The organism is Flintibacter muris, from assembly GCF_943192995.1.
In the GTDB taxonomy this organism is placed as follows: Bacteria; Bacillota; Clostridia; order Oscillospirales; family Oscillospiraceae; genus Lawsonibacter; species Lawsonibacter muris.
The window spans coordinates 94,352-120,500 of the sequence record NZ_CALPCP010000001.1 but is presented as its reverse complement, the minus strand read 5'-3'; the positions used below and the strand labels follow the sequence as shown (position 1 = coordinate 120,500).

General features: G+C 52.7%; 39 protein-coding genes and 4 pseudogenes. 20 read left to right on the top strand and 23 right to left on the bottom strand.

Features of this window, described 5'->3' with window-relative positions; all coding sequences use genetic code 11:
* Positions 1–43: 43 nt before the first annotated feature.
* Genes NFS22_RS00665 through NFS22_RS00640 form a run of 6 tightly spaced genes read right to left on the bottom strand, consistent with a single transcriptional unit; the run spans position 44 to position 2,516 of the window.
* Complete coding sequence (locus NFS22_RS00665) at positions 44–808, bottom strand: NUMOD4 domain-containing protein (RefSeq protein WP_251315837.1); 765 nt, start codon at positions 806–808, stop codon at positions 44–46.
* Between the two features lie 6 nt (positions 809–814).
* Complete coding sequence (locus NFS22_RS00660; RefSeq protein ID WP_251315836.1) at positions 815–1,153, bottom strand: hypothetical protein; 339 nt, start codon at positions 1,151–1,153, stop codon at positions 815–817.
* A complete protein-coding gene (locus NFS22_RS00655; RefSeq protein WP_478292992.1) occupies positions 1,146–1,514 on the bottom strand; it encodes a hypothetical protein in 369 nt (122 codons plus the stop codon). The genes NFS22_RS00660 and NFS22_RS00655 overlap by 8 nt, the downstream gene beginning before the upstream one ends.
* A complete protein-coding gene (locus NFS22_RS00650; RefSeq protein ID WP_251315835.1) occupies positions 1,511–2,050 on the bottom strand; it encodes an AP2 domain-containing protein in 540 nt (179 codons plus the stop codon). Before NFS22_RS00650 ends, NFS22_RS00655 begins: the two co-directional genes overlap by 4 nt.
* Positions 2,043–2,279 carry a hypothetical protein gene (locus NFS22_RS00645; protein WP_251315834.1) on the bottom strand — a complete coding sequence of 79 codons (237 nt, stop codon included), beginning with the start codon at positions 2,277–2,279 and terminating at the stop codon, positions 2,043–2,045. Before NFS22_RS00645 ends, NFS22_RS00650 begins: the two co-directional genes overlap by 8 nt.
* Positions 2,280–2,300: 21 nt before the next feature.
* Positions 2,301–2,516 (bottom strand): helix-turn-helix domain-containing protein, encoded by a 216-nt coding sequence (locus tag NFS22_RS00640; protein ID WP_251315833.1) that lies wholly within the window; start codon positions 2,514–2,516, stop codon positions 2,301–2,303.
* A 198-nt stretch (positions 2,517–2,714) separates the two neighbouring features.
* Between NFS22_RS00640 and NFS22_RS00635 the strand changes: the two genes are divergently transcribed.
* On the top strand, positions 2,715–2,963 hold the full coding sequence (locus tag NFS22_RS00635) for a hypothetical protein (RefSeq protein WP_251315832.1): 249 nt from the start codon (positions 2,715–2,717) through the stop codon (positions 2,961–2,963).
* Here NFS22_RS00635 and NFS22_RS00630 read toward each other — a convergent pair.
* Both NFS22_RS00630 and NFS22_RS00625 read right to left on the bottom strand, forming a co-directional pair.
* A complete protein-coding gene (locus tag NFS22_RS00630; protein WP_251315831.1) occupies positions 2,938–3,138 on the bottom strand; it encodes a hypothetical protein in 201 nt (66 codons plus the stop codon). The two genes, NFS22_RS00635 and NFS22_RS00630, sit on opposite strands and share 26 nt — an antisense overlap.
* A gap of 148 nt (positions 3,139–3,286) precedes the next feature.
* On the bottom strand, positions 3,287–3,505 hold the full coding sequence (locus NFS22_RS00625) for a helix-turn-helix domain-containing protein (RefSeq protein WP_251315830.1): 219 nt from the start codon (positions 3,503–3,505) through the stop codon (positions 3,287–3,289).
* A gap of 107 nt (positions 3,506–3,612) precedes the next feature.
* On the opposite strand from NFS22_RS00625, the gene NFS22_RS00620 reads away from it, so the two are divergent.
* Positions 3,613–4,044: a helix-turn-helix domain-containing protein gene (locus tag NFS22_RS00620; protein ID WP_251315829.1), complete on the top strand. Its 432-nt coding sequence runs from the start codon at positions 3,613–3,615 to the stop codon at positions 4,042–4,044.
* Positions 4,031–4,384 carry a hypothetical protein gene (locus NFS22_RS00615; protein WP_251315828.1) on the top strand — a complete coding sequence of 118 codons (354 nt, stop codon included), beginning with the start codon at positions 4,031–4,033 and terminating at the stop codon, positions 4,382–4,384. The genes NFS22_RS00620 and NFS22_RS00615 overlap by 14 nt, the downstream gene beginning before the upstream one ends.
* Positions 4,385–4,398: 14 nt before the next feature.
* Here NFS22_RS00615 and NFS22_RS00610 read toward each other — a convergent pair whose 3' ends face one another.
* Positions 4,399–4,542: a hypothetical protein gene (locus tag NFS22_RS00610; protein WP_251315827.1), complete on the bottom strand. Its 144-nt coding sequence runs from the start codon at positions 4,540–4,542 to the stop codon at positions 4,399–4,401.
* Positions 4,543–4,703: 161 nt separating this feature from the next.
* On the opposite strand from NFS22_RS00610, the gene NFS22_RS00605 reads away from it, so the two are divergent.
* On the top strand, positions 4,704–5,900 hold the full coding sequence (locus NFS22_RS00605) for a tyrosine-type recombinase/integrase (protein WP_251315826.1): 1,197 nt from the start codon (positions 4,704–4,706) through the stop codon (positions 5,898–5,900).
* Positions 5,901–6,168: 268 nt separating this feature from the next.
* Here the strand turns inward: NFS22_RS00605 and NFS22_RS00600 are convergent, their stop codons facing one another.
* Together NFS22_RS00600 and NFS22_RS00595 are read right to left on the bottom strand one after the other, a co-directional pair.
* Positions 6,169–7,800, bottom strand: coding sequence for a recombinase family protein (locus NFS22_RS00600; RefSeq protein WP_251315825.1), 1,632 nt, complete (start codon positions 7,798–7,800; stop codon positions 6,169–6,171).
* A 4-nt stretch (positions 7,801–7,804) separates the two neighbouring features.
* A complete protein-coding gene (locus NFS22_RS00595; RefSeq protein WP_251315824.1) occupies positions 7,805–8,062 on the bottom strand; it encodes a hypothetical protein in 258 nt (85 codons plus the stop codon).
* 509 nt (positions 8,063–8,571) lie between these two features.
* Between NFS22_RS00595 and NFS22_RS00590 the strand changes: the two genes are divergently transcribed.
* From NFS22_RS00590 to NFS22_RS00515, 16 genes and pseudogenes are all read left to right on the top strand, one after another.
* On the top strand, positions 8,572–9,162 hold the full coding sequence (locus tag NFS22_RS00590) for a TetR/AcrR family transcriptional regulator (RefSeq protein ID WP_016289076.1): 591 nt from the start codon (positions 8,572–8,574) through the stop codon (positions 9,160–9,162).
* An 11-nt stretch (positions 9,163–9,173) separates the two neighbouring features.
* Entirely contained in the window at positions 9,174–9,404 is a 231-nt protein-coding gene (locus tag NFS22_RS00585; RefSeq protein WP_016223861.1) for a DUF4177 domain-containing protein, read from the top strand.
* On the top strand, positions 9,401–10,147 hold the full coding sequence (locus tag NFS22_RS00580) for an ATP-binding cassette domain-containing protein (RefSeq protein WP_120398246.1): 747 nt from the start codon (positions 9,401–9,403) through the stop codon (positions 10,145–10,147). Before NFS22_RS00585 ends, NFS22_RS00580 begins: the two co-directional genes overlap by 4 nt.
* Positions 10,119–10,814 (top strand): ABC transporter permease, encoded by a 696-nt coding sequence (locus NFS22_RS00575; RefSeq protein ID WP_016223863.1) that lies wholly within the window; start codon positions 10,119–10,121, stop codon positions 10,812–10,814. Before NFS22_RS00580 ends, NFS22_RS00575 begins: the two co-directional genes overlap by 29 nt.
* Positions 10,815–10,832: 18 nt before the next feature.
* Entirely contained in the window at positions 10,833–11,057 is a 225-nt protein-coding gene (locus tag NFS22_RS00570) for a hypothetical protein (protein WP_120398247.1), read from the top strand.
* A 9-nt stretch (positions 11,058–11,066) separates the two neighbouring features.
* Positions 11,067–11,312, top strand: a complete 246-nt coding sequence (locus NFS22_RS00565; protein ID WP_120398248.1) for a hypothetical protein — start codon at positions 11,067–11,069, stop codon at positions 11,310–11,312.
* Positions 11,302–11,505 (top strand): cysteine-rich KTR domain-containing protein, encoded by a 204-nt coding sequence (locus NFS22_RS00560; protein ID WP_251315823.1) that lies wholly within the window; start codon positions 11,302–11,304, stop codon positions 11,503–11,505. The genes NFS22_RS00565 and NFS22_RS00560 overlap by 11 nt, the downstream gene beginning before the upstream one ends.
* 356 nt (positions 11,506–11,861) lie before the next feature.
* Entirely contained in the window at positions 11,862–12,320 is a 459-nt protein-coding gene (locus NFS22_RS00555; protein WP_016303721.1) for an RNA polymerase sigma factor, read from the top strand.
* On the top strand, positions 12,292–12,495 hold the full coding sequence (locus NFS22_RS00550) for a helix-turn-helix domain-containing protein (RefSeq protein WP_016223867.1): 204 nt from the start codon (positions 12,292–12,294) through the stop codon (positions 12,493–12,495). Before NFS22_RS00555 ends, NFS22_RS00550 begins: the two co-directional genes overlap by 29 nt.
* 1,225 nt (positions 12,496–13,720) lie before the next feature.
* A complete protein-coding gene (locus tag NFS22_RS00545; RefSeq protein ID WP_251315822.1) occupies positions 13,721–14,542 on the top strand; it encodes a ParA family protein in 822 nt (273 codons plus the stop codon).
* Positions 14,499–15,308 (top strand): annotated as a pseudogene (locus NFS22_RS00540) (ParB/RepB/Spo0J family partition protein); the annotation flags it as partial. The gene NFS22_RS00545 and the pseudogene NFS22_RS00540, both read left to right, overlap by 44 nt.
* A gap of 163 nt (positions 15,309–15,471) precedes the next feature.
* A complete protein-coding gene (locus NFS22_RS00535) occupies positions 15,472–15,816 on the top strand; it encodes a plasmid mobilization protein (protein WP_251315821.1) in 345 nt (114 codons plus the stop codon).
* Positions 15,817–15,948: 132 nt separating this feature from the next.
* Entirely contained in the window at positions 15,949–16,542 is a 594-nt protein-coding gene (locus tag NFS22_RS00530; protein WP_251315820.1) for a type IV toxin-antitoxin system AbiEi family antitoxin domain-containing protein, read from the top strand.
* Positions 16,539–17,393, top strand: a complete 855-nt coding sequence (locus NFS22_RS00525; protein WP_160562122.1) for a nucleotidyl transferase AbiEii/AbiGii toxin family protein — start codon at positions 16,539–16,541, stop codon at positions 17,391–17,393. Before NFS22_RS00530 ends, NFS22_RS00525 begins: the two co-directional genes overlap by 4 nt.
* Positions 17,390–17,722 carry a hypothetical protein gene (locus NFS22_RS00520; protein ID WP_251315819.1) on the top strand — a complete coding sequence of 111 codons (333 nt, stop codon included), beginning with the start codon at positions 17,390–17,392 and terminating at the stop codon, positions 17,720–17,722. The genes NFS22_RS00525 and NFS22_RS00520 overlap by 4 nt, the downstream gene beginning before the upstream one ends.
* A gap of 57 nt (positions 17,723–17,779) precedes the next feature.
* A pseudogene (locus NFS22_RS00515) lies at positions 17,780–18,316 on the top strand (relaxase/mobilization nuclease domain-containing protein); the annotation flags it as partial.
* 49 nt (positions 18,317–18,365) lie between these two features.
* Here NFS22_RS00515 and NFS22_RS00510 read toward each other — a convergent pair.
* The 12 genes and pseudogenes from NFS22_RS00510 to NFS22_RS00460 form a co-directional block, all read right to left on the bottom strand.
* On the bottom strand, positions 18,366–18,545 hold the full coding sequence (locus NFS22_RS00510) for a DUF6440 family protein (protein WP_251315818.1): 180 nt from the start codon (positions 18,543–18,545) through the stop codon (positions 18,366–18,368).
* 126 nt (positions 18,546–18,671) lie between these two features.
* Complete coding sequence (locus NFS22_RS00505; protein WP_251315817.1) at positions 18,672–19,409, bottom strand: LytR/AlgR family response regulator transcription factor; 738 nt, start codon at positions 19,407–19,409, stop codon at positions 18,672–18,674.
* On the bottom strand, positions 19,406–20,731 hold the full coding sequence (locus NFS22_RS00500) for a sensor histidine kinase (RefSeq protein WP_251315816.1): 1,326 nt from the start codon (positions 20,729–20,731) through the stop codon (positions 19,406–19,408). The genes NFS22_RS00505 and NFS22_RS00500 overlap by 4 nt, the downstream gene beginning before the upstream one ends.
* 77 nt (positions 20,732–20,808) lie before the next feature.
* Positions 20,809–21,153, bottom strand: a complete 345-nt coding sequence (locus tag NFS22_RS00495) for a TnpV protein (RefSeq protein WP_251315815.1) — start codon at positions 21,151–21,153, stop codon at positions 20,809–20,811.
* Between the two features lie 18 nt (positions 21,154–21,171).
* Positions 21,172–21,384, bottom strand: coding sequence for a helix-turn-helix domain-containing protein (locus NFS22_RS00490; RefSeq protein ID WP_251315814.1), 213 nt, complete (start codon positions 21,382–21,384; stop codon positions 21,172–21,174).
* A 164-nt stretch (positions 21,385–21,548) separates the two neighbouring features.
* Positions 21,549–21,695, bottom strand: a pseudogene (locus tag NFS22_RS00485) (Maff2 family mobile element protein); the annotation flags it as partial.
* Positions 21,696–21,791: 96 nt separating this feature from the next.
* A pseudogene (locus NFS22_RS00480) lies at positions 21,792–22,784 on the bottom strand (VirD4-like conjugal transfer protein, CD1115 family); the annotation flags it as partial.
* Positions 22,769–22,903: a hypothetical protein gene (locus NFS22_RS23650; RefSeq protein WP_277614728.1), complete on the bottom strand. Its 135-nt coding sequence runs from the start codon at positions 22,901–22,903 to the stop codon at positions 22,769–22,771. The gene NFS22_RS23650 and the pseudogene NFS22_RS00480, both read right to left, overlap by 16 nt.
* The gene (locus tag NFS22_RS00475) at positions 22,890–23,354 is read right to left on the bottom strand and encodes a PcfB family protein (RefSeq protein ID WP_251315812.1); all 465 of its coding nucleotides are present in this window, start codon (positions 23,352–23,354) and stop codon (positions 22,890–22,892) included. The genes NFS22_RS23650 and NFS22_RS00475 overlap by 14 nt, the downstream gene beginning before the upstream one ends.
* Before the next feature lie 51 nt (positions 23,355–23,405).
* Positions 23,406–24,122: an antirestriction protein ArdA gene (locus NFS22_RS00470; RefSeq protein WP_251315811.1), complete on the bottom strand. Its 717-nt coding sequence runs from the start codon at positions 24,120–24,122 to the stop codon at positions 23,406–23,408.
* Position 24,123: 1 nt separating this feature from the next.
* Positions 24,124–24,471, bottom strand: a complete 348-nt coding sequence (locus tag NFS22_RS00465; protein ID WP_251315810.1) for a DUF7768 domain-containing protein — start codon at positions 24,469–24,471, stop codon at positions 24,124–24,126.
* 315 nt (positions 24,472–24,786) lie between these two features.
* Positions 24,787–26,148, bottom strand: coding sequence for a ParB/RepB/Spo0J family partition protein (locus tag NFS22_RS00460; RefSeq protein ID WP_251315809.1), 1,362 nt, complete (start codon positions 26,146–26,148; stop codon positions 24,787–24,789).
* Position 26,149 lies beyond the last annotated feature (1 nt).

Sequence of the window (26,149 nt, the reverse complement as noted above, 5' to 3'; positions counted from 1 at the left end):
GCCTCTCCGTGTTGCCGCATGGAGAGGCTTTTTCATGCGCTTTTCATAGCATCACCCCACATTCTTTCTGAAGACGCTCCATCAGAGCCGGAGCGATGCCCCACAATAGGGTACCGATGTCGATGTCCAGAGGCTCATCCGGGGGAAGGTCAAAGTACCGACCTGTGTAAGGGTTGTTGTAGCGGAGACCCAGCTCATCGAGCTCCTTCATTGCCCTCCGCAGGGTGGCCCAAATGCTCCGGCTATCGTCCCAGCAGTAGATGTGACCGTCCGGGGCAAAGACCGTGCGCTTAACCTTTCGGTTGCAGTAGTCCCGGAGCGTTACCGGGCTGATCCCGGAGGCCAGAGCTGCTTGCCTTGCGCTGGGATAGGCGTCCACCACCTCCAGCGACTTGTCGATCTTTATTACCGGCAGCTTGCGCCGGATCGTCTTGGGGCCCGTGGTCTTCAGCCTGGTGATTTCGCTCCGCTTCATGATACAGAGGTTTGAAAGGCGAACATCTGCTGGGTTGTTGTTCTTGATGCATACGTTGCAGCCTGGGGGCCTCGGCCCCATCCAAGTGTCCGCCATCAGCGTGGTCATGTACCTGAAAACACGCTCTCCGTCAGGAGCCACCAGCCGGATTCGCAGACACGTGGAACTTGATTTGATGTTCCTTACCAGCCTTGGTGTAAGCAATTTCGGTATTTCCGATCTGGTGTCCTTCTCGCCATGCCCCTTTCGGAAAGTGCGAATTCTGCCTTCAGTGCTGATTTGATACCAGCCATCGAAACCGGGGATGTCACGCCATTCTTCTCTGACCGGCATTCTGGATCACCTCCAGCCCAACTTCTTCCCGCAGCGATGGCAAAAGGAATTGTTGGGCCTGCACCGCCCATTGCAGTCCGGGCAGTGCCACACGCCGTCCTTCAGGAAGGGCTTGCCGGCGGTCAGGTGCTTTTTCTGGAGGGCTGCGTACTGCTTGGCCTGGAGCCGGTAGTCGTGGATGATGTCCAGGGCATCTTCCGCAGTCTTGGCTCCTTCCTCCGAAATGGCGAAAAGGATGTTGACTGCCGCCTTGGTAAGCTCCGCCGCCTCCGGCGGGGTGGATGCCCCTGTCTGCCCCAGGAAGGTGATGATGGCATCCATCGTGACATTGCTATTGCTATCCATGTGCTACACCTCCCTTCGGTACCATCCATCCGAAGGTCAGCATGGCCATGTTCGCCCCGCGGACCTGGTGGGCGTAGAGCGGCATCTTCACGGGGTACTTGTAGAAGGGGGCCGGCTCCGGGTTCACCCGCTCCCGATCCACCGCATCCTGCAGGGCGTGGAGCTCCCGCCACCGCTGCTCCACCGTGGGGGGGAGGCGGACGATGCTGGTCAGCTTGTCCAGCAGCTCGATGTCGGCGGTTCCATAGAGGGACTGGCTTTTCTTGTCCCAGCGCAGTTTGTTCCAGCTTTTTATGATGGTAAACTGAACATTGTCCACCTCAACCAAGATCAGGGTGTTGCCCTTCAGTGCCATCTTCACGATGCGTCCTCCTTTCGTACATTGCGGCGGTTTTTGTTTTGTGCTGCCCGCGTGACCCATCGGCAGTTCTCCGCGCAGTACATTCCATTGACATCAATTCGGTCAATGGTCATTTCGCCACTTTCGGCCTCCGGGTCATAGCCAGTAGAAATTGCCCAGTCTTTGAAGTTCTGGTAATCGTCCCACTCCGGGCACACCCTGATGCCGCGACCGCCGTAGTCCTTGTAAGCGTGGTCTTGGGGGTTATTGCAACGCTGCCGCATACTTATCCACACATGATAGAGTCGTTGCCATTTCCCATGTTTTGCATCACCGTGAGTGGTTTTGGCGGCACGAATTTTTGCCCCAGCGTCCTTTTTCATACACCCACAGCTCTGGGTAAAACCGCCATTGAGGGCAGATGATGTTACAATTTTCTCTTTGCCGCATTCGCAAAGGCACCGCCACAGGTAGGCACCGTTTGGCGATATGCCCGCACGTTCAATAACCTTAAGGCGACCAAAGGTCAGGCCGATTAAGTCTTTTGCCTTACCCATTGCCGCCCGACCTCCACAGCTCGCGGATCTCGGTAATCCAATCCAGGATTGTCCGCTTGCCGGGGTAGTACATGAAGGGGAAGAGCAGGAACAGGTACTCGCCGCCGATGGCCGTGTAGCCCCGCTCGGCTTGGGCCGTCTGCTTGCCCCACGCAAAGGCGAGGGCCGTCACCAGGAGCACGGCGGCCAGCTCAAGTGCCACCGATGCGAGGCTCCTTTTCGGTTTCATATGTAAAACTCCTTTCTTCGGTCAGGCCCACCGCCGCCGCTTGATGGTCTTCATCTCCGGCCGGGCCTGATGGGTGGCCCGAGCCAGGTACTCGGCGATGGCCTCCTCGGTGATCCACACCTTGCTGCCGGGTTTCCGTTGTATGTAGGCCAGCCGGCCGGTGCTGCGCTCCTGATCCAGCGTGGGCAACGACATCCCCAGCCGGGCCGCAGCCTCTTTTCGGGTCATAAGTGTCATTTGCGTCACTCCTTGTCGATTGCGTACTTGTCAGCCACCAGGAGGATGTGATATAATCCAATTGTGGCCTTTTTGTCGGTTGCAATGGGTCGCTTGCCCTGTCAGGTGTTCGCTTCACCCGGCAGGGCGCTTTTGTTTTTGCGTTGCCTCACCCTTCAGCTTGTGGTAGAATTTTGCCGGGGAAAGGGGGTGATTCAAGTGGCAAGAGTATATCGTGTGGATGTTTCTCACCTGACCGCAGAACAAAAGCGCGAGGTAGACACTAAACTGCGAACCGTATCTTTCATGGTTCTCAATCGCATGAACAAAAATGGTCTGTTGATTGCGTTCGATGCAATTGAGGAAAAACAGGGCGATTTTACATCGCTGGATGATTTCAAGTCCGCACTTAGTCTTCCAGAACAGTGTGTACTTACTGACGTCACTGGCTGGGATCTGAGGCCGTAGCTTGTAAGAGCATCTTGGGGTAGGCTGGGTCATAGTCGAAGATGATCCGGTACCTTCTGTCAACCCCCAGCATCTTGATGAACTCCGGCAGTCCAGAAAGTCGCTCGAGCTGTCCTGGCTTGTTCAGCCAAGTGCTGCTCCACTCGCCTATCGTTTCATGGCCGAAGTGTGCCATTACCTCCTGGAGGGTGGGGCCTTGAGCCACCTCCGCGATTTCTTCAGCAGTCAGTCGGGTGCCATCCGGCTGGCTGCTTTGTCTTAGAAGGCTGCTTTGGTTCGGTTCCAGAATCTTTGTTCACCTCCTCACCGCCAGAGGCGGTTTTTCATGCGCTGGACTGGTCAACGTCCCGCGCCGATGGGTCGGTCAGCATCTCGTCCACCGTTACGCCAAAAAAGTCCGCCACCAGCTTGGCCGCGTTCACGCTGGGAGATGACTTACCCCATTTGTAGATGCTCCCGGTTCCGATGCCGACCGCCTTCTCTACCTCGGTGATGTTGGTTCCGTGTTCGCGGCACAAACGCTTGACGTTGTCTAAAATCAAAATCTCACCTCCTACACCTTGACACAAATCGGAAAATTTGCTAATATACTTTTGCTGAAGCTATAGAAATTTTCCGAAAGGCCCGCTTTTTGAGGGGGCTTGGTTTTTTGTTCCCTCAAGGCTCCTTTAGCTTATCAGCATATTTGCTAAATGTCAAGAGGTTTTCAGCAAATTTACTCAATTTTATTTTTGAGGTGTCCATCATGGTCGATAAAATACGTCGTCTCTGCCAAGCTCAAGGCAAGAGCTTGTTTTCTCTGGAAAAAGAGTGCGGACTTGGCAATGGCACAATCAATAAATGGGACAGAAATTCCCCCTCTGTGGCAAAGGTGGCTGCTGTAGCAGATGCCCTCGGCGTGTCTGTGTCATACCTAATCGGAGAGCAAGAAAAAAAGCCCGCCCCCACGGATGGGGACGGGCCTACTTTGGATGCATCTCTGATTGAACGCCTTATTCAATTGACACCAGAAGAGCGAGAAAAAGTCGAGGTGTTTGTGCAGGGCATGATTGCGGGGAGGGACGCACATGGATCTCGATGAGCTGAACGAACTCGCAAAGCTACAGGCTGAAGCAGATGAGGAGCTACGCCTACTTCAAAAGGCCCAGGCAGAATACCAGCCTGTAGAGCCTTTGGAGGCCGAGCTTGCCCCAAGCCATGTTGTGGGCGAGTTAAAAGACATTGCCCAGAATATGGCCGAGTACCATGCCGAGTATAACGAGAACCGCCGTGCCGATGAAATCAAGGCGGGAAAGGATAAGAAACACAGCTTCCGCCATGATTTTTTTGTAGCGGCGTTCACCGTCACTCTGACCCTCTTTTTTGAGCACCTCCATAACATCATTGAGCTCGTTCTGGAGTTTTTCCGCTCGTTGCCTTAAAGGACTTTTCATGTTCATGACCTCGATTCGGATTTCTCCACGGTCGTGGAGGGCTGGGGTTGACGGGCCTGCATAAGGGAGGACAGCAGTTCATCCAGACGCAACTTCTCATCCGGCGTGAGAGACTGGACCAGCTGCTCCGCTTCGGTCTTTGTCATCGTTCGATCCTTTCCACCCCGGCGTCAAGGTATGTATTTGCGCATAATGCAGTATACCACAAAAAGCTGTCCATTTCTGCCACATAATGGCGGCTGACTGCAATTTTTTTAGAAAATCCCGGTTTTTTCTGTTTTTAGCACAAATGAAGGAAGGTGTCCCCATGGCTCGACCCAAAAAGCCCACCTATGAATTCATAGCCAGTCGGGGCGAGTACAGAAAACGGCTCAAAGGGCCCAGCGGGAATCGTATCTCCGTCTATGCCAAGACCCCGGAGGAGCTGACAGCGAAAATTGCCGCCGTCCAACGGGAGATCGAAGAGGAGGTCTACCACCGGGAGAACCCCACTGTGAAGGAGTACGCTGAGAAGTGGCTCGCCATGCACGGCTCCCACATCCGCACGACCACCCTGGTGGACTACACCTCCAAGGTCAAGATCTATGTCATCGAGCCGCTGGGGGACAAGTACATGGCCGAGGTCACCCCGGACGATGTGAAGATGGCCATCAACAAGGCCGCCCAGCAGTCTGCCTCCATTTACCGCAGCGTCCAGATGCTCTACAAGATGATCTTCGGCTCGGCCCTGGAGAGCCGTATCATTGATGAATCGCCGTGCAAGAACCTGAACCCCAGGGGCGGCAAAACCCCGAAGGAGAAGACGGCTCTCACCGAGGCCCAGGTCACCACCCTTCTGGATGCGGTCCGCGGCCTACCCCCATACCCCTTCATCATGCTCTGCCTTTACTCCGGCCTGCGCCGGGAGGAGGCCCTGGCCCTCCAGTGGGACAGTGTCTTCCTTGAGGGGGACGCCCCGCACATCGTTGTCTGCCGAGCCTGGCATGTGGAGCACAATCGGCCGGTGATCCTGACCGACCTTAAGACGAAGGCCGCCAAGCGGACGATCCCCATCCCGCCCCAGCTGGTGGAGTGCTTGAAAGCCGTCAAGGAAAAGTCCACCTCGGACTTCGTGATTGCCAACCGGGACGGCGGGGCACTGTCGGAAACCCAGTGGCGCCGGGTGTGGGGATATGTGCGAACCCGCACCGTCAGGGAGCGAACATACTATCGCTATGTCAACGGCCAGAAGATTCCACATACCGTGACCCCGGTGCTGGGGGAGCGGGCCGCCCACAACAGCGATGTGGTATATAGCATTGACTTCGAGGTGACGCCCCATCAGCTCCGGCACACCTATATCACAAATCTGCTTTTGGCCGGCGTTGACGTCAAGACGGTGCAGGTGCTGGCTGGCCATGAGCACGCTAAGATCACGCTGGACATCTACGCACACCTGACCTACAACCAGCCGAAGGATCTGATTTCGAAGGTCAACCAGGCATTTGCGAACAATCCAAAATAGTGGTTTTTGGGGTGCATACCGGGGTGCATTTTCAAAGATAACCCGTAAAGCACTTGAAAATATGCGGTTTTTCTGGATAGAGCGCAAGAAGTACGGCCTCAAAGCGGCTCGTCGCGCTCCGCAGTTCAGCAAGCGATAATCGGCTGTTCAAACCGTATCAAAATTGCTCAAAAACCCCGGAAAATCAAATGTTTACGGTTAGAGGGAAGTAATTTCAGATTAGGCGGTATAGCCCCGATTACAAGGGCTATACCGTCTTTTTGAGTTCCTATGCGCCTTGCCGTTTCGGTTGCGTGGCAGAAAGGAAATTGATTTCTCCAACAAAGTTGAAAATAATATCCACTTTCTGTACCCGTTTCCCGTCCACCTTTTCCGGCGCATGGACTATGATTTTCTTGATAAATTCATTGACGATTGCGGGGGTGAGCTCCTTTATCCCCACATATTTGCGGATAATCGCGGCGAAGCTGTCAAAATCGCTTTTGTTCTGTTCGTAGGTATCGACTTCCTGCTGGTCTGCCTTGACCTTTTCTTCCAGTTCCCGCTGTTCCGCTTCATATTCTGCGGACAGCTTCAAAAACCTGTCATGACTGATTGTTCCGCTTATGTCGTCCTCATAAATCCGCTTGAAGATACGGTCAAGTTCCGCTATCCGCTTCCTCGCCTGTCCGACCTCACGTTTCCTGCGCTTCATTTCCTTTTCTGTTTCAGCGGAGCGTTGCTGATACATCATTTCATGGAAAGCCATGATGTCATCAAAGAAAAGGGCAGTCACGTCAAATATCCTGCTCCATACGATTTGCTTCAACACTTCCTCGCGGATAAAGTGAGCCGTACAGCTTCCCGTATTGCTCTTGTACTTTGCACAGCGGTAATGGTCTTGTGAACCGTTAAAACTTTTACAAGTAGCGAAATGTAGCTTACTCCCACAGTCCGCACAATATACCAAGCCGGAAAACAATCCCTGTCGCTCTGCTTTTGTGGGGCGGCGTTTGTTTGTCCGAAGTTCCTGTACCCGTTCAAATACGGCATCCTCTACAATCGCTTCATGGGTATTGTAGAAAATCGCCTGCTGTTCCTTTGTGGTAGGAATCCGCTTTTTCAGCTTGTGGGATTTGGAATAGCTTTTGAAGTTTACCGTATGCCCGCAGTAGTCCATACGTTCCAAAATACCGACAATGGTACTATCCCTCCAATCATAGGGATTTTCGGGAAATGGATTTCCTTTTTTCTTTGCGTAATGGGCTTTGGCAGTCGGCACCTTATCTTCTTTGAGGATTTTTGCTATCTGCATGGGACCTTTCCCTCCAATACATAAATCAAAAATCCGCTTCACCACAGCGGCGGCTTCCTCGTCCACAATCCATTGCTTTTTGTTGGTAGGGCTTACCATGTAACCGTAGGGCGGCTTTGTCAGATGTTCCCCCGCCTGTCCTTGCGCCCGCTTGATTGCCCTTACCTTTTTGCTTGTATCTTTGGCGTAAAAATCGTTAAACAGGTTACGGAACGGGGTAAAATCATTGTCGCCTTTTGCGCTGTCAACACCATCATTGATTGCAATATAGCGCACGTCACGTTCCACGAAAAAGATTTCCGTATAGTAGCCGACTTTTAGATAATCGCGCCCTAATCTTGACATATCTTTGACAATGACTGTCGCCACGTTTCCAGCTTCTATTTCTGCAATCATTCTGTTAAAATTCGGTCTGTCAAACGTCACACCCGATACACCGTCATCAATGAAGAAAACGGGATTTGAAAAGCCGTTGTCCGCCGCATATTTGGAGAGGACTGCTTTCTGGTTCACAATGCTGTTGCTGTCGCCCTCTAACGTATCTTCCTGCGAAAGACGGGCGTATAATGCTGTTATCTGTCCGGGCTTATATGTATTTGCTGTCATATGTTCATTCCTCCTGTAATGAACGCCCGACAAACAGTGTGCTGTCCTTATTATAGCGCATTAATCCCTGTTTGTCATTGGGCGGTTTGACGGTTTCCGATTTTATGAGCCGTATCATCTTGTCGCGGAGCCGTTCCGAGCCGCCGCAGGAGGTAGACACTTCATAGTATGTGCCGCCGATTTTGTAGCAGACAGTTTCCTCTGTCGGTTTCCCTTTTTCCGGCAAATAGCCGCTGTCCTTGATTTCTGGTTCCCAATCCATTCTTTTCCCTTCCTTTCCGTATTTGCGAAATGATAAGTTTCGGAGCAAGCATAGGAAACGGGTACCCATTTCCGTAAATCTGCCCGTCCGCGCTACGGCTTGCCGGACAGATTTTGCTTGTTGGGAAGTTTCCCAAACCCTCTTGAAAATCCTCTCACTACCTACAACACCGCACAGGGCGTTTTTGACGAATATTTGAGAGAAATTTTTCAAAAAGTTTTCCTTGCTTCTTAATACGGGGGAGTTTCAGAAATGCCAAATATGAATAAAAAATAGCAGAGGTTTTTTGTAAGCTGAAATATGGTTTCAGAGTATGTCTATTCAGTTCTATCAGTTAACTAAAATACTTCCTATAATGTAAGGAATGATTTTCTGATTTTGGGGGTATACGGCATTGCTAAATCAAGTTCCCTACTTGACAATAGTTATCAATCGTGCTATCATTCGTTTTGTGAATATTTATAGCGAATATTCGCAAATACAATTCAGAAGAAAGGAGAAGTGAATCTATGCCGTCAAAGCCAGTCCTTTCGGACGCTGATAAAAAAGCAATCCGCAAAAAGCTGGAAGAACTATGCGAGGAATGTTGGATAGCGCAAGGGTACAAAAAGACAAGCATTAAGAATCTATGCGACAAGGCAGTTATATCTATCGGTACTTTTTATACGCTCTACCCGACAAAGGAAGATTTATTCCTTGAAACAATCACAGACATACAAAGGAGGTTGACAGAAAAAATTATCGACATAAACAGGAACAGCCGGACGAAAGAGGGCTTTGCACAGTCCATGAAAAGGCTTTTCCGGGAATACGACAGCAAGCCGTTCCTCTACAATGTCAATACGCCGGATTTTCAGTCTTTTGTAACAAAGCTGCCGGAAGAAACGATTAAGAAAATCAAGTTTGACAGTTTCGATTTTTTCAGACAGGTTATCCATGCCGCAGACCTCAATCTGAAAATGGAGGAAGCACAGGCATATGGAATTTTGAGTGCGCTGCTGTCAACAATCAATGCAAAAGAAACGCTTTCCGTCACTTGTGATTATTTCGCTGTTTTTGATTTTATGGTGGATAGCCTTGTGGCAGATATTTTTGAGTAAAGGAGATTGTTATGACAGAATTTGAGTACAAAACGATAGTAATTGACAGCAAGGAAACAGAACATTCCGAAAAGTCGCTGTCTGATAAACTGAACCATTACGGTAAGGACGGTTGGGAGCTGGTTACTTGTTTCGCCTATCCGTGTATAGGCAGCTCCCAATATTCTCTTATCGGAATCGCACAGAAAGCAACTCTGATATTCAAAAGGCGGCTATGCCCCAAAAAGGGGGCGGGCGAATGACAAATGCGGTTGAAGTCCGGCACTTATCAAAATCCATAGAGGGCAGCCCCATACTGAATGATATTTGCATGAATGTAAGGCAAGGGGAAGTGTACGGATTTTTGGGCGCGAACGGCGCAGGAAAAACTTCGCTGATGAAAACGCTGTACCACGTCATTTTCCCCGATACAGGTACGGTATGTTTATTAGGCGAAACTATCAACAAGGGGAACAATCCCGTTTTCTCCCGTATCGGCAGCATTATTGAAAGCCCTGTTTTTTACAGCCATTTAAGCGCATACGAGAACATGGAACTCCATTGCCGATACATGGGCGCAGGCTATGAAAACATCATGGAAACGCTGTCACTGTTAGGGATTGCAGAAACGGGCAAAAAAGCCGTAGGGAAATTCTCTTTGGGAATGAAACAGCGGCTTGCGCTTGCAAGGGCAATGCTCACGAAGCCGGATTTGCTTATTTTAGACGAACCAATAAACGGCTTAGACCCACAGGGGATTATTGAAGTACGGGAGCTGCTGTTGCGAATCAACCATGAATACCACACAAGCATTTTAATATCCAGCCATATCCTTGACGAACTATCTAAAATTGCCGATACAATCGGAATTATTGACCACGGGGCTATGCTTGCGGAAGTATCAATGAAAGAACTCACAGCCAAAGGGATAGACCTTGAAACCTATTATTTAGGCTTATTGGGAGGAGGTGAAAAAAATGTGGAACCTTATCCGCATGGAAATTAAGAAAGTACCGTTAAAGCCGCATATTGCCGGATTGTTAATCGCTAACTTTATTATCTTTCTGCTTTCCGTCTTTACGTCCAGCCTTTTAACCGCAAGCGGCAATATATCCACGCTTCCGGGATTTGCCCCTGTCCAGTTAGATACAGTTACGTTAGCGGCAATGCTTGTAAGGGCTACTCTGATTGTATGGGAAGCGGTACTGATTTCCGTATTTGTGATTGAAGAATACAGAAACAAAACAATCTGTTTGCTTTTCACTTACCCGATCAGTCGCACAAAACTGATTACGGCAAAACTCATTTTGATATGTGGTATCATGTTCCTGTTCCATGTACTATCAAATATCTTCCAATATGCCACAATCTTTCTTGCGGCAAAATGTTTTGATTTTGTCACGTTCAGCTTTGGAAACATAATGACACAGGCAGTTACAACAATATCCGCAATCCTGTTGGGGCTTCTCCCGCTGTATGTTGGAATGATAAAGAAGTCAGCGATTGCAACCGTTGTTTCGTCTATCATCATTGTTGCCATTGCGTCAAATTCACAGGGAAGCAGCGCAGGACTTTTGTCAATTCCCATTGCGGCAATTATTTTCGGCATCATAGGAATCACTTTTTCAGCAATCACAATGAGGAAAATGATTTTATCAGATTTGAGCAATTAAAAGAAAGGGGGCTATAAAATGAACTTTCCAATTCCCGACTTTGTACCCGTTCCAAGTGCGGAAATTATGCAGACTATTTCAATCATATCATTGATTATCGGTATCTGCCTTGTGGGTGCGGGATTGCTTTTCCTGTTTCTGAACAAGAAAAAAGGGAAAGAAAAGAAAGCCACAGCCTTATGGGTTGTCATAGGCATTGGCGTGTTACTCATTGCAAATCACGGCATACAGTTATTATTTTAGGAGGGCAAAATGATTAAAGAAGTAAACAGGGCTTGCGAAAAGCTGAATGACACACTGGGAATATCCGTAGAGCTTCCCAACCCGAAAAAGAAAGCGTTAAAAACGGCAGCGGTATGTAACTTAGTTGTCGGCGCTGGTCTTGTGGCGGCAGGAATCCTTTTTCCGTCAAAATCTTGTGCGTTATTGGGCGGTATCAGCGTTATCAGCAGTGCTGTACTGAAAAAGGAAAGCAAGAATAAAACCCATGAATCATAACGAGAGCGAGCAATTCAAATGGTTATTATGCCCTGTTTGCGGGAGCAAGACACGTATTAAAATGCGGTTAGATACAGAGCTTCGGAACTTCCCGCTGTTCTGCCCCAAATGTAAGCAGGAAATTTTAATCAATGTAACACAACTTCATATTTCGGTTATCAAAGAGCCGGACGCACAGACGCAGAGCCGATAACACGCAGATTTGAACTGCTGTTATCGGCTCCTTTTTTGATAATTCAATCCAATCTGCTGAATGACGACAAAGAAAAAACTGTTGTTCAGCAGAGAGCTTTTTACACGTTCCTTTTGACGCGATGTCTAAAAAGAGGTACCGCCATGAAGCATAAATCATATCGACAAAATCCAACAATCATTGACCTGTCAAAAAAATCCAAGCCATTAACGAGGATTATTGCGCCTATGAGTATGAATACACATATCATTTAGTATGTCTTAATAACTCATATTACTCAAGAACCTATGCGGATATATTCTGCATGGGTTCTTGTTGTAATAGCCCCCTACTGGGAAGAAAGGGGGTGAGAGAAAATGAGATATTCTGAACAGTTCATGGAGCATATTGAATATGCTTTCCATGCGTTCTGCAAGGTTGTCCTGCGCCATGAAGCAATCAACGCATGGAGGGATTTGAAGCGGAAAATGGAACGGGAAATATCCCTTGACTATCTGATGTCAGAACGATATTTTGAACCGTCTGCTATGGACAGCTACTTTGAAAAGCAGGACAAGCCGACCGTATTTCTTGTGTTGGGAAAGGAAGTTATCGTTGATGATGAACGGTTAGCGACGACATTAGCAAAGTTGCCGGAGTTAAGGCAAGAAGTTTTGTTGCTATATTACTTCATCGGTTATCGTGATGAAGCAATCGGCAGACTGTATGGGCGTTGTAGAAGTACGATAAATCACAGAAGAAATGTCGCGCTGAAACAGTTGCGGAAAGAATGGGAGAGATTGGAACATGAGGAACAAAAAGCTGATACCTTTTGAAGTAATCGAAAAAGCCGTTGCCGGAGAGCCGGAAGCGGTAGACGCAGTATTGCAGCACTACACCGCACACATCAAATACCTGTCTATGTATAAGGGGCATATCAATGACGACACACAGGACAGATTAAAGGCAAAACTGGTTGAAGCCATATTGAAATTCCGCTTCGACCGATAGGAAGTAGCAAAGACGTGAAAAGCTGTCAAGGGTAAACTTCGCGCTACGCGCCCTTGACAGCTTTTCCCGCCTTTGCTAATGGGCAGTCAAGAGGACGAAATCAGTAGACTGCTTTCGCCCTCAATCCAGTATGGAATGATTGTTACACGATAGAGGGTGTTTCTCGCTTGATTTAAGCGCATTACAGCGGCGATAAGGACAAGGGTAAGGGTTTTATACTCCTACCCTTAAAAACGGTGTTCTATTGCGTAACATAGTAAACAATATTTCTTTATACTGCCGTTTCCGTTCCATTCTTTTCCATTCTTGCAGCTCTGTCACTATATTGTGCTTCAAAGGAAAGGGGTTAGGGGAAAGGATAGGAAAGGAATAGATATTTGATTAAGTCTGTATTTGGTTTTTCTTTAGTTAGTTATATCTTTATTTAATTGCGTTGGATTTTCCGATGTCGGATAACCCGGTGTCGGAAAATCCAATATCGGATAATCCAACACCGGGAGTTGTTACGGTGTTCAAAATCCGTCTAATCCAATCGCTTTATAAAACTAATGCTTTCTTGGGTAGGTATGTTACGCAGTAGAGGTTAAAAAGTCCTTGATTTATGCGGCTTTCAGAGCATGGAAAACACTTAGACGATATTTTATATCCCTACCCTCAAAAACAGCGTTCTATTGCGTAACAAAAAGCAGAGAACCGACCACTAATGAAAGTGATGTGTTCTCTGTTCTTGCTTGCACCCTGTTTGTCAGCGTTGATGATAAGTTAGTTTCTATACTTCCTTATCACCGTAAAGCGAAGGTTTTCCGGGGTTTTCTTATACCCAAACAAGCTGATATAGTTTGACCTGATTTGACACAACGAGAGCCATTTTCACCCAATTTTTAGTGGTTAAAAATAGGACAACCGGCAAAAATGGAGGTAAAAAACGGGCTTAGTGGTTAAAAAATAGGACAACCACAGCCCTGATTTCTGGGTATTTCAGAGGCGATTTTTACTCCCTCTCACCCCTCAATTTATACGAGAACAGTTTGGCGTAGTTTGACCGAATTTGAATAATTGAATATGATTTTAATGCAGGCACTCAGTATTTTTTGCTGGGTGCTTTTTGCGTTTCCGGGGAACTGTATTCCGGGATCAGAAAAAGCCGTCACTTTTCAATTTATGAAGTGGCGGCTTTTTCTATTTCCAGAAGCAACCACAACGAATTAGAAACGAGGTGATTATCTTGAACACGCAAATCATCGCCATCGCCAACCAAAAGGGAGGTGTGGGCAAAACCACAACCTGTGCCAACTTAGGGATTGGATTGGCGCAGGCCGGAAAGAAAGTGCTTCTCATTGACGGGGACCCGCAAGGGAGCCTGACCATCAGCCTGGGCAATCCCCAGCCGGATAAGCTGCCCTTTACCCTCTCTGACGCAATGGGCCGTATCCTGACCGATCAGCCGGTCCGCCCCGGCGAGGGGATTCTGCGCCACCCGGAGGGCGTGGACCTGATGCCAGCGGATATTCAGCTGTCCGGCATGGAGGTGTCGCTGGTAAACGCTATGAGCCGGGAAACGATTCTGCGGCAATACCTGGATACCGTAAAGGGGCAGTATTCCCATATCCTCATAGACTGCCAGCCCTCCCTGGGTATGCTCACCGTCAACGCACTGGCCGCCGCCAACAGGATTATAATTCCGGTCCAGGCGGAGTATCTGCCCGCCAAAGGGCTGGAACAGCTGCTCTCTACGGTAGCCAAAGTCAAGCGGCAGATCAACCCGAAACTGCAAATAGACGGTATCCTGCTGACGATGGTGGACAACCGCACCAACTTTTCCAAAGAGATTGCCGCCCTGCTGCGGGAAACCTACGGCAGCAAAATCAAGGTATTCGGCACAGAGATTCCCCATTCTGTCCGGGCAAAGGAAACCAGCGCGGAGGGCAGGAGCATTTTCGCCCATGACCCAGGCGGCAAAGTAGCGGAGGGCTACGCAAATCTGACCAAGGAGGTGTTGAAACTTGAAAAGCAGCGCGAAAAAAGTAGAGCTGGCATCGGTCGATGATCTGTTTTCCACCGAGGAGAGCCGCGCCGATGCGGGGCGGGAAAAGGTGGTAGAAATCTCTTTGAGCGAGCTGCACCCGTTCAAGGGACACCCTTTCAAGGTCAAAGACGATGACGCCATGATGGAAACCGCCGACAGCATCCGGCAGTACGGCGTTCTGGTCCCGGCGATTGCCCGTCCTGACCCGGAGGGCGGCTATGAGCTGGTAGCCGGACACAGGCGGCATCGGGCCAGTGAACTGGCAGAGAAAGAAACCATGCCGGTCATTGTCCGGGATTTGGACGATGACGCCGCCACGATTATCATGGTTGACAGCAATTTACAGCCGGAAAGCCTGCTCCCCAGCGAAAGGGCTTTTGCCTACAAAATGAAGCTGGAGGCCATGAAACATCAGGGAGAACGCACAGACCTAACTTGTTCCCAAGTTGGGAACAAGTCCGCAGGAAGGAAATCCAGCGAAATGTTAGCCGAACAGGTCGGCCAGAGTAAAAACCAGATTTTCCGCTACATCCGCCTGACCGAGTTAATCCCCGAACTGCTGAACATGGTGGACGAAAAGAAAATTGCCCTGAACCCGGCCTATGAGCTGTCCTTTCTCAAAAAAGAAGAACAGACACAGCTTTTGGACGCGATGGACAGCGAACAGGCCACCCCCTCCCTTTCCCAAGCCCAGCGGCTCAAAAAATTCAGCCAGGAGGGGCATCTGTCCATAGATGTAATGCGGGCGATTATGGGCGAGGAAAAGAAAAGCGATCTGGACAAGGTTATGTCCTGGTGGTGGATAAGGTCAACCCCGGCCTGACCGACCTGTTTTTGAAGCAGGCGCGGAAAGTCCTTCAAGCCCCGGAGAAAGGCTCCGTCCTGGAAAAACTCAAACAGGAGCCGCCGGAACGCAAACCCGCCGCCCCTAAGAAACGGGAACCGGAACGATGAGCGCGGCAAAGCGGAAACGGGAGGTACAGGTGAATTTCCGGGTTTCCCCGGAGGAGCTGGCTCTGATTGAGCAGAAAATGTCCCAGCTTGGAACCGTCAACCGGGAAGCCTACCTGCGGAAAATGGCGCTGGATGGGTATGTGGTAAAGCTGGATTTGCCGGAACTGAAGGAGCTGGTGTCCCTGATGCGCTATTCCAGCAACAACCTGAACCAGCTGACCCGTAAAGTACATGAAACCGGGCGGGTTTATGACGCTGATCTGGAGGATATATCCCAGCGGCAAGAACAGCTTTGGGAGGGTGTGCAGAAGATACTGGCCCAGCTTTTCAAGCTCTCCTGACCGGACAATCTGCCCCATCTGCGGAGGGAGGAACGGCGTTCTTCGCCGCGCCTTCCTCCGCTTTTTCTTTTTGACGCTATTTACTTTCGTGCTACAATCATGTATAATAGTAGCACGAAAGGAAGTGAGGGCATGACACAGTTTGAACAGCTGGACACGATTTTAGAGGGACAACACGGTATGCTCCAAACATCAGAGGTGGTGAAACGGGGAATTCCAAAATCCGTTTTTTACAACTATGTGAAGGAAAAAGAATTGGAACAGGCGGCACATGGGGTTTATGTATCGCCGGATGCCTGGGTCGATGGGATGTACCTGCTCCATTTACGATGCAGCCAGGGGATTTTTTCTCATGAAACGGCGCTGTTTTTCCATGATCTGACCGACCGGGAGCCTTCCCCCTATTCCATTACCGTCAGACGGGGATACAGCACGACCAGATTGAAAGCGGACGGGATTTTGGTCTACACCATAAAACCGGAGCTGCATGACGTCGGAAAGAGTACGGCTCGAACCCCTTTCGGGCATACGGTTCCGGCTTATGATATTGAGCGGACCATCTGCGACCTGCTTCGCTGCCGGAGCAGCATTGAGATGCAGACATTTCAAGGGGCGCTCAAAATGTACGCCCGCAGGAAAGAGAAAAACCTGCGGAGGCTGATGCAGTATGCAGGGCTGTTCCGGGTTGAAAAAATTTTGCGGCAGTATTTGGAGGTGCTATTATGATAAAGACAGCAAGGCAGCTGAAAGATTTGATCCGCAATCTCGCAAAGGAGAAATCGGCGGACGCACAGATTTTGATGCGGAACTATATGATGGAGCGTTTCCTGGAACGTATTTCCCTTTCTGAATATCGGGATAACTTTATTTTGAAAGGCGGGATGCTGGTTGCCGCAATGGTAGGGTTGGATGCCCGGTCTACAATGGATTTAGACGCAACCGTCAGAGGGGCCAGCGTGAATGTGGAGGACATTGAAAATCTGATGTCCTCTATCATAGCAGTCCCCATTGAGGACGGTGTGGAGTTCCAGGTGAAAAGCATTTCGGAAATCATGGACGAGGCCGAGTATCCGGGGATTCGGGTCAGCATGGCCACTGTCTTTGACGGGGTGGTGACGCCGCTGAAAATTGATATTTCTACCGGGGATGTGATTACGCCGAGGGCAGTCCGGTACAGGTTCCGGCTTATGCTGGAGGAACGCTCCATTGATATTTGGGCGTACAATCTGGAAACCGTACTTGCGGAAAAGCTGGAAACAATGATTGCCCGGACCATAACAAACACCCGTATGAGGGATTTTTATGACCTCTACATTCTGGAACAGCTTCATGGAAGATCGCTGGATTCCGATATTCTCCGCCACGCGCTCCTTGCTACCGCCCGCAAGCGCGGGACCGAGAGGCGTTTGAAAGAAGCGAAGGAAGTGTTTTCCGAAGTAGAAAACAGCCATGCGATGCAGGCGCTTTGGTCCGCTTACCGCAGGAAATTTTCCTATGCGGCTGATCTGGAATGGAACACCGTTATGGGGGCGGTCCACCGTTTGTATGCTCTGACAGAGGACAGTGAATCGGAATGAAAAAGCGCGGGCATTACTGCAAAATCTGCGGTGAGTATAAATCAAACGAAAAGTTTTCGGGTAAAGGCCATGCGGCGCATATCTGCAAAACGTGCGCCTCCCTGCCGCCGGAAAAGAAATCTGAAATGGCGGCAATGAACCGCCTGTTGAATCTCCCCTGGCGGCTTTCAAAGGAGCGGATTTCCTGGCTGAAAAAGAAGATGCACGATAAACGCCCGGACATTCGGGCGCTCGCAAAGGAACAATATGAAATGCGCTTTTCGCCAGCCCGGTTCGAGGAGGATGAACCAAACGGAGATTTCACAGATTTTCCCTATGACATACTTTGAATAACCAGCAACGGCCTGTTCATCAGGCCGTTATTTTTTTGAGAGGAGGATTCCATCATGGCAACCACACGCATCATGCCGCTGCACATTGGCAAAGGCCGCACCGAAAGTCAGGCAGTCAGTGACATTATCGACTATGTATCCAACCCACAAAAGACAGATAACGGCAGGCTCGTCACCGGCTTTGCGTGTGACAGCCGGATAGCCGACGCCGAGTTTCTACTGGCGAAACGGGAGTACATTTCCACCACTGGACGGGTACGGGGCGCGGACGATGTGCTGGCCTACCATGTCCGGCAGTCCTTTGTCCCCGGCGAGATTACCCCGGAAGAAGCAAACCGGCTGGGCGTGGAGTTTGCAAAGCGGTTCACCAAGGGCAGTCACGCCTTTGTGGTCTGCACCCATATCGACAAGTCCCATATCCATAATCACATCATCTGGAACGCAGTCAATCTGAACTGTGACCGGAAATTCCGAAACTTCTGGGGCAGCACCCGCGCGGTCCGGCGGCTGAATGATACCATCTGCGTTGAGAACGGCTATTCCATTGTAGAGGACCCAAAACCGCATGGAAAAAGCTACAACAAATTGTTGGCGCGGGCGGGCGGGATGAATTCGTGTTTTCCGAATTGGATGGATTCGTTCAGTTTACGGGGGTGACGATGGGCTTGCCGTCCGCGTTCACCAGCACGGTCATCCCCGTGCCGCTTGCTTTATTGTGAGAGCCCAGCACATAATTCACGCCGGTTTCTGTATCGACGACGACTTTCATCACATTCACAATGCCCTGGTTATAGACCTCCACAAAGCGCTCCTTTGCCATTGCGTTTCCCTCCTTTCTCGTCCCGCCTGTCCGCAAAGAGGAGCATACCACTGCCCGGCCCCGCCGGGGGCCGAATTTCCCAAACGGCACAAATTCTTCCTGAGCGGCAAAAATAAAGAGGGAGCCTCAAAAGCTCCCTCTCAATTTCTTCTTCAATTCCGCCTTTCCGGTTCGGGACAGCAAACATATTCTGCCCCCTACCCGGACCTGATTTCCCTTTCCATCCACTGTCTCAATTTTGTCCCACGCCGCCAGAAAGGACCGGTGGACCCGGACAAACCGTCCGTCCAGTTCCTTTTCCAGCTCGTTCAGACTGCCCACGAAATCCAGACGGCTGTCCGCCGTATGAAGATATACATGGTGGGCCTTGGGCGCGGCCTCAAAAAACAGGATGTCGGCCAGGGGAATGTGGCGGGTTTCATCGCCTGTTCGCAGGGAGAACATCTCCGCCGGGTCGCGGCGCTCGTCCAGTAAGCGGGCGTGGACCGCCTCCAGGCAGCGGGCAACGGCAGGGCCGGTCTGCTCTCCCTCCTTCACAATGTAGTCAAATGCCTCCAAATGGTACTGGAAGGTTTTCCAGGCCAGATCGCCATAGCTGGTAATGTAGACCAGCGTGCCATGAGGGTCCCGCCGCCGCAGCTCCAGCCCCAGCGTAAAGCCGTCCCACGCTCCGTCCTTCAAATCCACATCCAGGAAGTAGACGCCCCGGCGGCTGTCCTGCGCCGCGTCCAAAAGCGCCTGGGCGGTGGAGGCGGCGCAAACCACCTTCATATCGTAGTTTTCCACGAAAATTTTCCACTCCAGGGCGGTTTTGAGCTGGTGACGAACACTTTCCTCATCATCACAAAGATAAATTGAAATCATGCTTTTTCTTCCACCACCAATTCCTGAACAAACACGCCATTGGCCCAGCTTGTGGACGCGACCGTATGGGGATAGTCCTTCAAAATCCGCTGATAGCTGGACAGTCCCAATCCCCGGCGCTCTCCCTTGGTGGAAAAGCCCTCCGTCCAGATTCTATCCGGGTCGATGGCCCCATTGTAGGGGTTGGACACCCGCAGAGACAGCCTGTCCTTTTGAGACAGCAGGACAATCTCCACCCAGGGTGTTTCCGCTTCCAAAGCGGCCTCGGCGGCGTTGTCCAGCAGGATTCCCAGGCAGCGGGTGAAATCCCACACGTCCATCCCCACCCGCTCCATGGGGTAGAGCGCTTCCAGGCGGCAGTCGATTTTCTTTTCTCTCATGGCTGCCAGCTTGGACAGCAGGAGGCTGCGCACCTGGGGGACTCTCACATTGCCCAGATGGACGGATGCTTGTATCCTCTCTCCGATGTGCTGGTCAAAGCCCGCGTCCAGTTGGGACAAGGAGGCCCGAAGTTCATCCAATTCTCCTTTTCCGGCCTGTTCAGACAGCCCTGCCAGCAAATTCTTGTAGTCGTGACGGAACGCCCGCACCTCCCGCTGAATCGCCTCCAAATCCCGCTCATAGAGCTGCTGCTGGGCAATGACGTCCCGCTGGACTTCCATCTTCCGGGAGGCGTCCAGCCGCTGGGACAGGTAAATGACCAGCCCCACCGCCAGCCCCGCCATCACCAGCACAAGCGCGTAGTAGGGAACCAGATATTCCGGATGGATTCCCTCCTGCAAAAGAGAGAATGCCTCCATAGCCGCCTCCAGGCCAAAGAAGAACAGGGCCATGCGGCGCTGGACGGAGCTGTCCTCCAGCAGAAGGCGGAACCAGCGCCCGAAGCGGAGCCGGTGCAGCAGCGCGGCGGAGACCAGCGCCACAGCGCCATAGACGGCGATCAACGCCATGTATGGGATCTCGCTGTCCAGAAGCAATATCTGGGCCAGGCCGGACGCGGCCACCTGGAACATGCCCGCCATGCACGCGGCGGCAAAGGCGTGCCAGAACCCGGTCCGCCACGCCCACCGAATCCACAGGGTACACATCAGCAGGATGGCGCAGGAGAACGCACAGTAGCGGACCACATAGTGGTCGGGAAAGCGCGCATACAAAACCGCATCCAGCAGGGTGGCCAGCAGCGGGGAGAGCAGCAGGACGGGCAGCTTTCTCACCACCCGCCGGCCCCGCGCGTCCATAATCACAAACAGATAGACCACCAGGACGGCGTGGGAGATCAGGGAAACTGTAAATTGAAACAGATAATCCTCCAGTGTGAGCATAGCGGACGCCTCCTTTCTGCGGGCTATCATACCACATGGAGGGAATCTTGTCCATGACAGGCCCAATCAGCAATATATCAATTCCTCGAAAAAATTTCCTCCACCTGGGCTTTGCGGCAATTCATCAGCCCCACCCAGGCCAGCGGGTCGCGGGACTTCAAACTCTCGGTGGCCCCAGCCTCCTTTGCCATTCCCGGCATCATGCTGTCCAGCAGGTCATGGGCGGCGTCCTCCACTTCCAGCAGATGGGCGTACAGCTTGCCCTTCATCACATACTCGGCCCAAATGATGGGACGATGCTCTTTCAGATACCGCAGACGCAGCAGGCCATATTTGCCCGGGCCGCGCTTGGGGTACGGCTCCGCTGCCAGGTCGGGGAGGTAGTAATCGCCCACTTTCACATAGTCCAATTCGATTTTCATTGCGCTGCCCTTTCTCCCTTACGGGTCATCGTCCGGCACCAGCGCAATCACATCAGCAATGTCGCAGTTCAGCGTTTCGCAAATCTTAATAAGGGTCTGCATGGAGATATGCTCTCCCTTACCCATGTTGGCGATATGGTTCGTTGTCAAATGTGCCTGGAGCCGCAAATCTTTCTTGCTCATGTTCTTGTCAATCAGTGTTTTCCAGAGCGGTTTGTAGCTGATTTTCATAGCCTGTTCCACCTTTCCGGGCTGGAGCCATCAGAAACGGCCCCGGTCCTATGGCCTTTCGACTATTATACCGCCTCCGTTGAGAAAACACAATGCACTGTTGCAATTCTTCTCCAAAAACTGCGGCATACACAACGCATTTGTCTTTACATCAATTTAGGTGTCAAGTGCTTGATGCCCTGCGACTTGGCCGCAGCGTTGTCCGAGCCGTAGCCCTCCAGCAGATTGACCACGCCCCACACGGCAAGGCCCGCGCCCAGGGCCACAACGAGGGTCTGCAAAGTAGTAACAGCGGTAGAGAAAAACTGCATATAAACCTCCATATTCTCCGGGAATATCATCCCGGCCATGAAAAAAGCCGCCAGTTACGGCGGCAGGTAACATCCTCTGGCCACTCTGGCCAGAAGCTATACAAAAGTGTCCGGGTCGTCCAGGTCATCATAGTTGAGGATGTCCTCGTCCTCTTCCATGTGGCCCCCGTCCGGCACGTCCACCTCGTACACGGTATATTCCTCGCTGGGGTTCAGCTTTTCCATACGCCGCCGGATGAGCCGGGAGAGGTCAAAGGCGTTTTTCTTTTTGTCGGCCTCGGCGGTGTATTTGTAGTTGGGGTGCTGTTCCAAATCGTACTTGGGGGAATAGAACGGCGGCAGGCCCCGCAGTTGCAGGATGCACCTGTCGCCGGGCATGGTGGCAAGCTCGGCGGGGGTCATAAGCTCCCGGCCCAGCCGTTGGGTGTTTTGGCTGAAGCTCTCAGACTGCCCACGGGAACGGCTCTCCGTCTGCATGGAGATCGTTGCTTTCCCCAGCCAGTTTTCGGATATTTCCTTGATGGTGCTGGCCTCCCGGCCCCCCAGGAATATCACGCTGTCCATATTGCCGAGTATCGTTTCCGCGTTCTTGTCGTAGATGGCCTTGCATTGGGCCATCTGCTGGTAGAACAGGGTCAGGCTTACCTCGCGGGAGCGGATGACGGCCACCAGCTTTTCCAGGTTCGGCACTTGGCCCGTGTTGGCCGCCTCGTCCCACAGCACCCGCACATGATGGGGCAGACGGCCCCCGTGTACGTTGTCCGCCCTCTCGCACAACAGGTTGAACATTTGAGAGAACGCCAGGGCCACAATAAAATTGTAGGTGCTGTCCGTGTCGCTGATGATGAAGAAAGCCGCCGTCCGCTTGTCCCCCAGCTTGTCCAGCTCCATTTCATCGTAGCTCATAATCTCCCGGAGCTGGGGGATGTCAAAGGGAGCCAGCCGCGCCCCGCAGGAAATCAGGATCGAACGGGCTGTTTTGCCGCTGGCAAGGCGGTATTTGCGGTATTGCTTCACGGCAAAGCAATCCGGCTTCCGCTTTTCCAGCCCGGCAAACATATAGTCCACCGCGTTCATAAAGTCAGGATCTGGCCCATGTTCCCGCCAGCCGCCAGACGGTAGGCCGTCCCTACTTTCAGACAGGCCCACAGGATGAACAGATAGGGAATGTTAGGCAAAATGTACTTGCGGATATTATCGTTCCTCACGCTCCGCCTCCTTTGTCCGCTCCTTTTGCCGGGGCTGATCGCGTACCAGCTCCTGGGCGCGTTTGAGCTGTTCCCGGAGGGGGACGCGCTGATCCCGGCCACGGTTCATCATCCGGCGGGAGTATTCCGAAAAACAGCCAGTGATGGCGTCCGCCTGTTTCGCCTTGAACAACAGCAGGTATTTTCCCTTTTCCACCCGCTTGATGGCGTAGTCCACGCCCCAGCGCCGGGCCACCCGGTCAAAGTCTTTCACCCGCCCCGGTAGGTCGATGGCGCTGGCCTCCCCGCCGTGGCGCAGAAGCTGCTTCACCGTCTGCTTGCCCTGGGGCGCTTGGGACTTGCGGATTTTCTTGGCCGCCTCCCCCAGCGCGTAGGCCAGCCCCCGCGCCGTCAGCTTACTGGCCCGGACGGAGATTGCGATAGTGCTGCGGGAAATTTCTTCATCTATCATTCAAACGCCCCCTTTCTTGGGCCGCGCACCTCTGGCCAGGATGGCCAGAAGCTACCTGTCCTCCCGGCCAGTGGCAAGCCGCTGTTTCCCCTCGTTCAGCGCGGAGCGGTCAATCACCTCCTGATAGGCCGCCATCTGCTCCCGGATATTGAGCTGGGGATAGGCGAACACCCGATGCTCCGGGGAAATATCCTCTATGCCGTGGTAATGCTCCACAAAGGAGCCGTGGTTGCACATGACATAGCCGCCGGGGGCAAAGTGGCCGCCCTCGTTGATCCGCACATCCCGCCCGTATGCCTCGTAGTCGATGTAGTCAATCAAATGCTCCGGCACAGGAACGGCTTCAAATTCCTGGATATACAGGCGGCCCAGGGCCTCCTCGCTGTCAATATCGGGGTAAAAGTCGTAGCTGTCCAGATTTTGCGTCAGGTTGATTAAATCCTTGACGCTCCCGGTGTATTCGCCGCTGTCCATTACGGCCTCCAGCTTTGCCAGCTCGTCACCGTCCATGCCAGACAGCAGGTGAGCCAGATGGTTCAGCTCGTCAATGCTTTCATACTCGCCCAGGTGGTCGTACAGGCCCAGGATGTCGCTTTCAAAGTCGGTAATGAAAATTTCCTCATACCGAACACCGTCCACCCCGATGCGCTTCAACAGGGCTTGCACGTCCTCGGTGGTGGTGGGGAAATTCAGCGGCGCACCCGCCAGACAGCCCTCGTTGTATTTCCCCAGGTTGGTTACATAGGCTTCAAGAATTTTGCCCTCCATATCAGCGCCGCCTGTGGCCCTGGCCCTTGACGGTGAGGATGCCCTCTAACGTGGTGGCGGTGATCCCCAGCCGCTGGGCGGTGGCGATGTCGTTTTTCATTTCCTCGGTGACGGGGCCGCCGCACACCACCAGAACGCGGGAGCGCCGGAGCAGGTCGCGGCCCATGTCGATGCCTCTCTTATGCTCCTCCGGCACAGCGTCATTGAGGAACAGGGGCAGATACAGCGTGGGGCAGATGGGGGAAAAGCCAGCGTCATACACGGCCCGGCAATACTTGGCCGCCTGTTCCGTGATTTCGCAGGGATCGCCGCGCCATGCGGCGGTCACATAGGCGAGGGGTCGCTTCATATCAAAAATGCCTCCTTTTTATGTTCAGTCGGTGGGGGACGGTCAACCCTATCCCCCCGCCCTTTCCCATTCATGGGAAAGGGGGCGGCTCTGGAGGATATACCCCCGCCGCGCCGCAGGGGATAGCACAGGCGGGGCCGCCCGTCAAGGGCAAGCCGCCGCAAGCGGCGGGGCGTTCCGCCCCCTTGACAGCCGTCCCCGCCTGTACTTTTACGACGGCGGCGACGGGGGATATACCCACCAGAGCCTGGTTTTCCCCTGCGGGGGGACGAGGGACACGGGAACGAAAAAGCCTCTGGTCAGGATGGCCAGAGGTTACTTTTCCATATCCACTTTTTTGTCCCCCTTGCCCAGCTCCGGGGGCTGTTTCTCTTTCCATCCGTCCAGCAGGGCCATGATCTGGTCTTTCATCTGACGGGGCGTGGCCTCCTTGCCGAAATACTTCTCCAGTTCAGCGCCGGAAATAATCACAGAAATATCCTCCTTTTTCTTTTCTTCACTCAAAATCGCGTCTATGGCGTCCGGGTTCAGTTTGTTGTCCTTGTCCAGTTCCCGGAGCCGCTTGGCCTGTCCCTGGGACGGGGAGGACTGCTGGCCCTCAATGGAAACGGCGATATACTTCTGGTGCTTGGGCCGGATGCGGGAAATTTCCACGGCGGGGGTGAAAGACAGCTTGCCAGCGTCCATGACCCCTTTCAGTTCGGGAACAAGGTCGTTCAGCCAGAGATACCGCTGGACGGTTTTCACGCTCATACCGTTGCGCTGGCCCACGCTTTGCAGGGAGAGCTTGCCCGCCTCGTCATCGTCACCCCGCGCCCCCTGGTGCTTGATGGCCTCATACTGCTGTTGCAGGGCCGCCGCCTTTTCGCTGGGCAGGAGCTTTTCACGGTGACGCAGGTTGTCATCGGTCATAGCGAGGACGGCCTGATCGTCCGTCATTTCGCGGATAATACAGGGCATATTCCCAAACCCGGCCAGCTCACTGGCCCGCTGGCGGCGGTGGCCCGCGATGATTTCATAGCCCCCGCCCTCGCGGGGACGCATCAGCGCGGGCTGGTTCACACCGCCGGAGCGGACGGACTCCACCAGCCCCTGCATTTCCGCATCGTCCCGCACACCAAAGGGATGATCTTTGAACGGGTGGAGATCGGAGAGGTTCAGATAGACAACTTCCTCTTTTACGGCGCGGGTCGCGTCACGGGGCTGGGCAGGTTCAGGCGGAGGGGCCGGAGCCTCCTCCTTGGCCGGTTCAGGGGGAGCGCCCTTGCCAGGGGCGGCCCGCTTGCCCTTGCCGGGGGCCTTGTCAGCCTTGGCCTTTGGAGTGCGGCCCCGGCCCTGTTTCTTCTCACCAGCCTCCGGCGCGGCCCGGTCTGCCTTGGGCGGGCGGCCACGGCGGGGCTTTTCAGGTTCTTCCTGGGGCCGCTCCCACTCCTGCTTGGTGTACTCGGTAACGGAGCCAGCAGCGCCCTGCTCCGGGGGAGCCTCCCCAGGGGCGGGGGACTCCGGCCCGGTCTTGTCAGCCTCCGCCCGCACGTCCGACAGGTCGATCACCTTGCCGGAGGGGGCAGGACCGCCGTCCATGCCGGGGATCACCGCTTGTTCCGTCTGCTCCGGCGCGGGAGGGGGAGGGCCGCCCGGCGCTTCCGGCGTGGCGTTGGTCTTGGTTTCGTCTGCCATG